Annotated in this window: 8 protein-coding genes and 1 pseudogene; all 9 read right to left on the reverse strand. The window is 52.3% G+C overall.

What is annotated here, in order from left to right; genetic code table 11:
* Window positions 1-605, reverse strand: a pseudogene (gene pgk / locus AB7E14_RS15045) (phosphoglycerate kinase); the annotation flags it as partial.
* A 51-nt stretch (window positions 606-656) separates the two neighbouring features.
* Entirely contained in the window at window positions 657-1,676 is a 1,020-nt protein-coding gene (gene epd / locus AB7E14_RS15050) for an erythrose-4-phosphate dehydrogenase (protein WP_042998041.1), read from the reverse strand.
* 287 nt (window positions 1,677-1,963) lie between these two features.
* Window positions 1,964-2,674 carry a nucleoside/nucleotide kinase family protein gene (locus AB7E14_RS15055; RefSeq protein ID WP_042998042.1) on the reverse strand — a complete coding sequence of 237 codons (711 nt, stop codon included), beginning with the start codon at window positions 2,672-2,674 and terminating at the stop codon, window positions 1,964-1,966.
* Window positions 2,671-3,180: an MltR family transcriptional regulator gene (locus tag AB7E14_RS15060; RefSeq protein WP_042998043.1), complete on the reverse strand. Its 510-nt coding sequence runs from the start codon at window positions 3,178-3,180 to the stop codon at window positions 2,671-2,673. Before AB7E14_RS15060 ends, AB7E14_RS15055 begins: the two co-directional genes overlap by 4 nt.
* Window positions 3,181-3,195: 15 nt before the next feature.
* Window positions 3,196-4,167 carry a class II fructose-bisphosphatase gene (gene glpX / locus AB7E14_RS15065; protein WP_316962853.1) on the reverse strand — a complete coding sequence of 324 codons (972 nt, stop codon included), beginning with the start codon at window positions 4,165-4,167 and terminating at the stop codon, window positions 3,196-3,198.
* Window positions 4,164-5,441, reverse strand: coding sequence for a zinc-binding dehydrogenase (locus AB7E14_RS15070; protein ID WP_316962854.1), 1,278 nt, complete (start codon window positions 5,439-5,441; stop codon window positions 4,164-4,166). The genes glpX and AB7E14_RS15070 overlap by 4 nt, the downstream gene beginning before the upstream one ends.
* A gap of 23 nt (window positions 5,442-5,464) precedes the next feature.
* The gene (locus AB7E14_RS15075; RefSeq protein WP_042998046.1) at window positions 5,465-6,844 is read right to left on the reverse strand and encodes a PTS mannitol transporter subunit IICB; all 1,380 of its coding nucleotides are present in this window, start codon (window positions 6,842-6,844) and stop codon (window positions 5,465-5,467) included.
* A 27-nt stretch (window positions 6,845-6,871) separates the two neighbouring features.
* Window positions 6,872-7,315, reverse strand: a complete 444-nt coding sequence (cmtB, locus tag AB7E14_RS15080; RefSeq protein WP_042998047.1) for a PTS mannitol transporter subunit IIA — start codon at window positions 7,313-7,315, stop codon at window positions 6,872-6,874.
* Window positions 7,316-7,633: 318 nt separating this feature from the next.
* On the reverse strand, window positions 7,634-9,625 hold the full coding sequence (gene tkt, locus AB7E14_RS15085) for a transketolase (RefSeq protein WP_046401616.1): 1,992 nt from the start codon (window positions 9,623-9,625) through the stop codon (window positions 7,634-7,636).
* Between the last annotated feature and the right edge of the window lie 4 nt (window positions 9,626-9,629).

Consider the following 9,629-nt stretch of genomic DNA (forward strand, 5'->3'; position numbering starts at 1 on the left):
TCCAGAACGGTCACAATGGTGGAAACTTTAGAACCGCCCACGATAGCGACCATCGGACGAGCCGGCTCTTTCAGCGCTTTACCCAGCGCATCCAGTTCTGCAGCCAGCAGCGGACCGGCACATGCGACGTCAGCAAATTTGCCGATACCGTGAGTGGAAGCCTGTGCACGGTGAGCCGTACCAAATGCGTCCATCACGAACACATCACACAGCGCAGCGTATTTTTTGGACAGCGCTTCGTCGTCTTTCTTCTCGCCTTTGTTGAAGCGAACGTTTTCCAGCACCACCAGTTCACCGGCAGCGACTTCAACGCCGTCGAGGTAATCTTTTACCAGGCGAACCGGGTTAGACAGTTTGTCTTTCAGGTAATTAACAACCGGCAGCAGAGAGAATTCTTCGTTGTACTCGCCTTCGGTAGGACGACCCAGGTGGGAAGTCACCATCACTTTAGCGCCTTGTTTCAGGGCCAGTTCGATGGTCGGCAGAGAAGCACGGATACGCGCATCGCTGGTCACTTTCCCTTCTTTAACTGGTACGTTCAGATCCGCACGGATAAAAACACGTTTACCAGCAAGATCCAAATCGGTCATCTTGATTACAGACATGGTGAATCCTCTCGTTGATTCTTGATAAAGTTTTGCAGACGCCCTTGCGCCCTACCTGAAACCTTTTGCAGCCATCGCTAACGTGGTGTCGAGCATTCTGTTAGCAAAGCCCCATTCATTGTCACACCAGACCAGTGTCTTAATAAGGTGCGCGCCACTGACCCGCGTTTGTGTACCATCAACAATGGCGCTATGCGGGTCGTGATTAAAATCGACGGAGACCAACGGTAATTCCGTATAGTCAACTATATCATGAAATGCACCTTGTGCCGCTTTTTGCAGCAACTGGTTGACTTCATTGGCTTTTACTGGCTTCATCACCGTAACGCTTAAGTCGATTGCCGTGACGTTTATCGTCGGTACCCGCACCGCAATCGCTTCAAAACGATCGTTAAACTGCGGGAAAATTCGGGTGATACCTGCCGCCAGTTTGGTATCGACCGGAATGATCGACTGACTCGCCGCGCGCGTCCGACGCAGGTCAGAATGGTACGCATCAATCACCTGCTGGTCGTGCATCGCGGAGTGAATGGTCGTCACCGTACCGGACTCTATGCCATAGGCATCATCCAATAATTTGATAATGGGAATAATACAATTCGTGGTACACGAAGCATTGGAGACGATGCGGTGGTCCGCGCGCAGTTGATCCTGATTGACGCCAAATACCACGGTGGCGTCGAGATCGTTGCTGCCAGGATGTGAAAAGAGCACTTTCTTCGCGCCAGCGGCGATATGCGCCTCGCCGTGTTCGCGGTTCCCGTAGACGCCCGTACAGTCCAGTACGATATCAACGCCGAGCTCGCGCCACGGAAGCGCCTCAAGCGAAGACTCATGCAGAATGCGAATCGCGTCGTCGCCAACTATGAGCTGCTCACGCTCCTGGCGAACGTCCCATGCAAAACGTCCATGGCTGGTGTCATATTTCAACAAATGCGCCATGCCTGAAGCATCCGCCAGTTCATTGATTGCCACCACGGTGATTTCCGCCCGACGTCCGGATTCATATAAAGCACGAACCACATTACGTCCGATGCGACCGAAGCCATTAATCGCTACGCGTACGGTCATAGATCTCCTGCAAGGCTATCCCGATTCAGATGTGGCTGACAGAGTAATCCAGCGCATCGTTCAGGGAAACCTTACCTGTCGCAAACTGCGACTGATTGATTATTTGTCGAACATTTAATCGACTGAAACGCTTCAGCTAGAATAAGCGAAACGGGGAATAAAAGGAATGATTGTCCAGACGATTAAGCCAGCTATATGACCTGCATCACATTTTACCCGCTACGAACGGGGGTAATTATTCCAGTAAGCCGTAATAATCATCACGTCTTAGCTGGAATAATTTATCATCAGGCGAGACGGTATTCCCCAGTGGCATTCATCTCCAGTAGCAGACTGGCAGGACGACTCTCGCGCAGCACTCGCTCAACATTCGGTCCGTCTGTGCGTTCGTAAAACGCCTCGGCATCGGCTGGCGATAATCCTCCAGCCAGCTTGCGCCCCACCAGTCGCGCACGCAGGGCCTCCGCTGGCGCGCGAATAAACAGGGAAAAATCGCAGAACGCCGCCAGCGCCCGCCATCTCTCGTCATCCCGCAGCAGCCAGTTCCCTTCCACAATGACAATTGGCGCGCTCACCACAATCGCGTCTTCGACCGGATCGTGCTTTTGCCGATCATATTGCGGCCAGGTCCCTTCGCCTTCTCTAATCTGTCGCAGATTCTGCGCCAGTTTTTCAACGTCAAACGTCTCTGGTGCTCCTTTGTACGCACGCAGATGGTGCGTGTCCAGCCAGTCATTGTAATGATGGAAACCATCCATCGGGAGCGTCTGGATCGCCGGCAAAGAGGGTTCCTGACGAGAAAGCCACTCCCAGAACGTGGTCAGTGTGGATTTTCCGGTCCCGGGCGGCGCACTCAGAAACACAACGGTGCGTCGTCTGGCGTTCGCGGAATGGACGTTTGCCAGTCGCTGTAATAACGGCTTATGAACGTTCTCTATCTCATCATCATGATAATGGGCTTCAACCCGCAACCCGTTGACCATCAGTCCGATTTTCACGGTGTTAATTCCTTTAAAATTGACGTTACCGCCAGCGTCATTGCCGTCTTGACCATTCCGGAAAAACGCACCTCAGACCACGCCGCAAAGTCGGCAAATTTCATCGACTCCAGCGCACTATATAAGGTCGTATTGCGGGTAATACTGTTGACGTTGCTGATAAAATCCCAGGTGATGTCGTCGGCAAATCCCGGGATCTCATCCCGTTCGCTGACGTACTGATAAAACTGCGAAAAATGCGTAATATCGGCATAAAGCCATTTATCCATTTTTCCCAGCGCATAAATCAGGCGCAGCGCAACGTCAATATCATCAAGCGGCCCACTCTGGGCAAGTAACGGCTTCACTGCATATTCCACAATCTCTTCATCGTTATCGACAAATAGCGACGGCAGAAAGCGCTTAATGCCCTGTAGCAAAATGGAATGTGCCGTCGTCATAAACGAAAGTAAGTTATTTTGAGCATCCAGTTGCTCCAGCACATCGTCTTCTGTCAGCGTCGTCATTTGTTTCCCGATCAATCACCATGAATGCAGAGAGTCTATTATATTACACGTTCGATCCGCGCCGCCGATCAGTAAAGTTTGCGTACGCACCCCCTTTGCAACCTGTTGAATCCCATTCACAAGATCGCCGCCGGTCACTCCGGTCGCGCTGAAGAGGACGTCATGTCCCGCTACCAGTTCGTCGAGCGTATAGATCCGATTGACCTCGACGCCCATTTCCGCACAGCGCTGGCGCTCCTGGGCAGAGATAACACGATGCTCTTCGGTGTCGCCTTTCGCTTCACAAAAATCGATCAGCTCGGCCTGCATATCCCCCCCCAACGCTTTCACCGCACAGGCGGAAATCACGCCTTCTGGTGCACCGCCAATGGTATACATCAGGTCATAAGGGTTATCCTGCAAACAGGCCAGAACACTGGCAGCCACATCACCATCAGGCAGGGCAAAGACTTTCACCCCCAACTGCGTGGCTTCGGCAATCGCTGGCTGAAGCCGCGGTTTATCCAGCGTGGCCATGCGCAGTCGGTCCAGCGGTTTGCCCAGCGCTTTCGCCACCTGACGCAGATTATCCGCCAGGGGCCGCGCCAGGTTAATCACCCCTTTCGCCTGCCGGTTAACAACCAGCTTTTTCATGTACATATCAGGGGCATGTAACAAGCTTCCCCGCGGCGCAAACGCCATCACCGCCAGCGCATTGCTCTGCCCCATCGCAACCATCCGGGTGCCTTCAATAGGATCGACCGCGATATCAACCTCTGGCCCGCTGCCGCTGCCAACCTCTTCGCCAATCCACAGCATCGGCGCGTGATCAATCTCGCCCTCACCAATGACGATGCGCCCGCGAATAGCGATGTCATTCAAGGCCGTGCGCATCGCACTCACTGCCAGTCCATCTATTTTGTTCTTATCGCCGCAGCCGGTTTGCGGCCAGGCAGCCAGCGCTGCCTGCTCCGTGATGCGAAACAGCGGCCATGCCAACGACTTCATGCCGCCGCCTCCCCGATATCCACGCCAAACTGCACCAGCAGATACTTTTCTGCTTTCTCATTCCAGATTCCGTGTGTCTCCTCCACAAGACGCGCCAGTTCTCTGAATAACGGATCGGTTTTGCCTTTCTCAGCGAAATCAGCAATTGCCGTCAGCGGCATCGTCACACCGTTATAGATAAGCTTCTTGCCGCCTGGAATATCCGGCAAATTCAGAACGGTATCGGGCACTGCATCGAGACCACCAATATGGGTCACCATAAACGATGGCTGAAGCTGGCCCGTCGCACTCAGTGCAATCGCCTCTTTCATGTCCTCAGTGGAACCGCCAGAGGTTCCGACTACGTGAGTACTGTTGTAATGCACGTTGTAGAAATTAAACGGCACCTTGAAACGACTATCCGTCGGACCGGCAAAGAAGTTCAGACAGCCATCTTCTGCCAGAAGATCGTCAGCCATCTCCACGACGGCTGGCACGGCGGCATAGACAAAAACGTCATCGAACCCGGCACCGCCCGTTAATTCGCGCAGTTGCGTCGCGGGGTCGGCCATACCGGACGAATTCACATAGGTGAGTTCGATTCCCTTGCGTGCGGCCAGTTCGACTGGCAGGAGTTTTTTAGCCTGCTCCAGACGCGTTTCATCAATATCCACCACCACCACGCGTGCCGGTTGGATCCCGCCGTTAATGGCATAATCAATCGCACCGATCCCCATTGGCCCGGCGCAGGCTAAAAGCGCAATATTGCCGCCGGGCTTAATCCCCATTCGGTGCTCATACACATAAGGCGTCGTATGATAATTCGCTTTATAGGCACCAATGATGCAACACATCGGTTCCGCCAGCGAGGCGGCCGCAAAATAAGAACCGTGGTATGGCAATACGCATCCCAGATTTATCGCAATTTCAGGGATAATCATATACGTGGCATTACCACCGAAATATTCGTAGCTGTATCCCGCGGAATAGCCGCTCGGCAATCCCATTGCGGGTTGTAAAACAAAACGTTGCCCTTTTTTATATTTCCCGGTTAAATTTTTACCTACTTCAACAATGATCCCGGCACATTCGTGACCGGTAATCACCGGATGATTTTCCAGATCATCAGGAACACGTTTATGTTCACTGGCTAATGTCGCGGCCTTCCAGGTAGATAAACATACGCTGTCGGAAATCACGCTGACTAACAGTTCATTATCCGTAATTTCAGGTAATTCAAACTCACGGATACGCACATCTTGTTTGCCATATATTGCAGCCACTTTCGTTTTCATATTAACTCCAGGAACCAGAAATGCTAATTCGACGTTAAGTGATTAAATAAATCGTCAAGCAGCGGGTCGCCAATATAATTTTTTATCAACACCAGAGGCTTATGACTGACTCGTTTAACGCGGCCCTCAAGACTGGCGTGCGTCACGATAATATCGGCATCGTCAGGGACATTTTCGATGGCGTAATGTTTGACATCGATAGACAACCCGGCTTTTTCCAGGCGCTTACGAAACGTCGTCGCCCCCATCGCACTGGACCCCATTCCCGCATCACACACAAAGGCGATACGTTTGACATGGCGATATGAAAAACTGCCTTCCTGCTTCATGGCTTTGACAGCTTTGGCGGAATCACTGAACGTCTCTTCACTCTCGGCCAGACCATTTCTTTCCATTTTCAGGATCAATGAGGTGATGATAAAAGTCACTACGGTTCCCGCCGTGACGCCCGCAATCGTGGCCAGGAAAGAGCCTTTTGGCGTCAATGCCAGGTAAGCGAAAATCGACCCTGGGCTCGGACCCGCAACCAGGCCACCGCCTAACAGGTTAAACACCCATGTTCCGCTCATTCCCCCGGCAATCATGCCCACCAGGGTCAGTGGCTTCATCAGCACGTACGGGAAGTAGAGTTCGTGAATGCCGCCCAGAAAATGGATAATCATGGCGCCGGGAGCAGATTTCTTCGCCATCCCTTTACCAAAGAAGGTAAACGCCAGCAGTAAACCTAAACCGGGACCAGGGTTTGAGGCCACCATGAAAAAGATGGATTTTCCTGTCTCCGAGGCTTGCTGCATTCCCAGCGGATAATAGACCCCCTGATCGATGGCATTATTCAGAAAGAGGATTTTCGCGGGTTCATTAATTAATGAAAGCAGCGGTAGATAGCCTGCATGTACCAGTGATTCAATACACTCTTTCACAAAGTTATTGGCAATGAGGACTGCCGGGCCAATGACTTCAAACCCCAGCAGGCACAACATCATTCCGGCAATGCCTAAAGAGAAGTTATTAATAACCATCTCAAAGCCCGCGGGAATACGCTGGTCCAGCAGTCGGTCAATGTATTTAATCACCAGACCACCCAGTGGCCCCATAATCATGGAACCGAGGAACATCGGGATATCTGCACCAATAATCACGCCGATGGTACCGATCCCCCCCATCACCGCCCCGCGCTTCCCACCCACCAGATGTCCTCCGGTGGAGCCAATCATGACGGGTAATAAATAGGTAATCATCGGACCGACTATTTTGGCGAAATGCTCATTGGGCATCCACCCTGTCGGAATAAATAATGCAGTAATAAAACCCCAGGCAATAAAAGCACCGATATTAGGGATGACCATTGCAGTCAAAAATCCCCCAAAAGCCTGGACCTTTGCACGAGCAGACTTGTGTTCCATGATAATATCCTGTCGAGGAGAAAATGATTATGCGCGGGCGATAATATCCGCCAGCTGTTTTTCTGATTTAGCAGCAAATAATGCTGCGAGGTTTTCCTCTTCACATAATAGTTCGCTTAAAGCCTGGATAGCGCCGATATGTGAATCGGCATTTGCCGCTGATAACCCAATAAGTAATTTTACGGGTTCGTCATCGTCGGCAAATTGTACTTCCTGTTTAAGTAGCGTTAATGACATGCCTGTTTTTAGCGCGCCGCATTCCGGACGAGCATGAGGCATCGCCACACCGGGAGCCAGAATATAATAAGGACCATTGTTGATCGTCGAATCTTTTATAGCCTGGATATAATTGGCATTCACATAATGATTTGCCAGCAACGATGCCATGGAAAAATCAATAGCTTCCTGCCAGTTCTTTGCCACCGCTTTTATTGAAATAGAAGCTTCCGGAAAATAGTCAATCAACCGCATAAATTGTCCTTATTTTATTTTTAGGGTACAGCGTCTCGCTAAAAACAAAATACGCGTGCGGCAAAATGAAAGCAATCGAGGGGAAAACAGAGACAGGGAAAAGGGGGAATAATTTAAATCATTAAAAAACAATCAACTACAAATATAAATAAAAATAGCAAGAGCAATTATGTGACTCGCATTACAATTTTGGTAATCCACGAAATATCATTTTTGTGAAGCAGATCGACAACAACCCCTTGCCTGAGTGAAAATAAATACCGTCCCAGATGATAACGGGCCGCCGAAGCGACCCGTTAGAGACTGTTGTAATGATGATTACAGCAGTGCTTTTGCTTTCGCGACAACGTTGTCGACGGTGAAGCCGAACTCTTCGAACAGCAGCTCTGCCGGAGCAGATTCACCGAAGGTGGTCATGCCGACGATCGCGCCGTTCAGACCCACGTACTTGAACCAGTAGTCAGCGATACCGGCTTCCACTGCCACGCGAGCGGTAACCGCTTTCGGCAGTACGGATTCACGGTAAGCCGCATCCTGCTTGTCGAACGCGTCAGTAGATGGCATGGAGACCACGCGCGCTTTCACGCCTTCTGCGGTCAGTTTGTCCCATGCGGCAACCGCCAGCTCAACTTCAGAACCGGTCGCGATGAAGATAAGCTCAGGCTGGCCTGCGCAATCTTTCAATACGTAGCCACCGCGCGCGATGTTCGCCAGTTGCTCTTCAGTACGTTCCTGCTGTGCCAGGTTCTGACGGGAGAGGATCAGCGCGGTCGGGCCGTCCTGACGCTCAACGCCGTACTTCCACGCCACGGCGGATTCAACCTGGTCACACGGACGCCAGGTGCTCATGTTCGGCGTGACGCGCAGAGAAGCCACCTGCTCTACCGGCTGGTGAGTCGGGCCATCTTCGCCCAGACCGATGGAGTCGTGGGTGTAAACCATCACCTGACGCTGTTTCATCAGCGCAGCCATGCGTACCGCGTTACGGGCATATTCCACGAACATCAGGAAGGTGGAGGTGTACGGCAGGAAACCACCGTGCAGGGAGATACCGTTGGCAATCGCGGTCATACCGAATTCGCGTACGCCGTAATGGATATAGTTACCGGCAGCATCTTCGTTGATCGCTTTAGAACCCGACCACAGCGTCAGGTTAGACGGCGCCAGGTCAGCAGAGCCGCCGAGGAATTCTGGCAGCAACGGACCAAAGGCTTCGATTGCATTCTGAGACGCTTTACGGCTGGCGATTTTCGCCGGGTTCGCCTGCAGCTTAGCGATAAATTCGTTCGCTTTCGCGTCGAAGTCAGACGGCATTTCGCCTTTCATACGACGGGTGAACTCTGCGGCTTCCTGCGGGAAGGCTTTCGCGTAGGCGGTAAATTTCTCGTTCCAGGCAGACTCTTTCGCCTGACCGGCTTCTTTCGCATCCCACTGCGCGTAGATTTCAGACGGGATTTCGAACGGCGCGTATTTCCAGCCCAGCTGTTCGCGGGTCAGTGCGATTTCTGCATCGCCCAGCGGCGCACCGTGGGAGTCGTGGGTACCCGCTTTGTTCGGGGAACCGAAACCGATGATGGTTTTGCACATCAGCAGGGACGGTTTGTCAGTGACGGCACGTGCTTCTTCGACTGCACGTTTGATCGCGTCAGCATCGTGACCATCTACGCCGCGCACAACGTGCCAGCCATAGGCTTCAAAACGTTTAGCGGTGTCGTCAGTGAACCAGCCTTCAACGTGACCGTCGATAGAGATACCGTTGTCATCGTAGAACGCAACCAGTTTGCCCAGCTTCAGCGTACCGGCCAGAGAGCATACCTCGTGAGAGATACCTTCCATCATGCAGCCGTCGCCCATGAACGCATAGGTGTAGTGATCAACGATGTCATGGCCCGGACGGTTAAACTGCGCAGCCAGTGTTTTTTCAGCGATAGCCATACCGACCGCGTTCGCAATACCCTGACCCAGCGGACCGGTAGTGGTTTCCACACCGGCGGTGTAACCCACTTCCGGGTGGCCCGGAGTTTTGGAATGCAGCTGACGGAAATTCTGCAGCTCAGACATCGGCAGATCGTAACCGGTGAGGTGCAGCAGGCTGTAAATCAACATGGAGCCGTGGCCGTTAGACAGTACGAAACGGTCACGATCGGCCCAGGACGGGTTGCTCGGGTTGTGGTTCAGGAAATCACGCCACAGGACTTCGGCAATGTCAGCCATACCCATCGGGGCACCCGGATGACCGGATTTGGCTTTCTGTACTGCGTCCATGCTCAGCGCACGAATAGCATTGGCAAGCTCTTTACGTGAGGACATTTTG

It is taken from the genome of Citrobacter sp. (genome assembly GCF_050252275.1).
GTDB lineage: Bacteria > Pseudomonadota > Gammaproteobacteria > Enterobacterales > Enterobacteriaceae > Citrobacter_A > Citrobacter_A amalonaticus.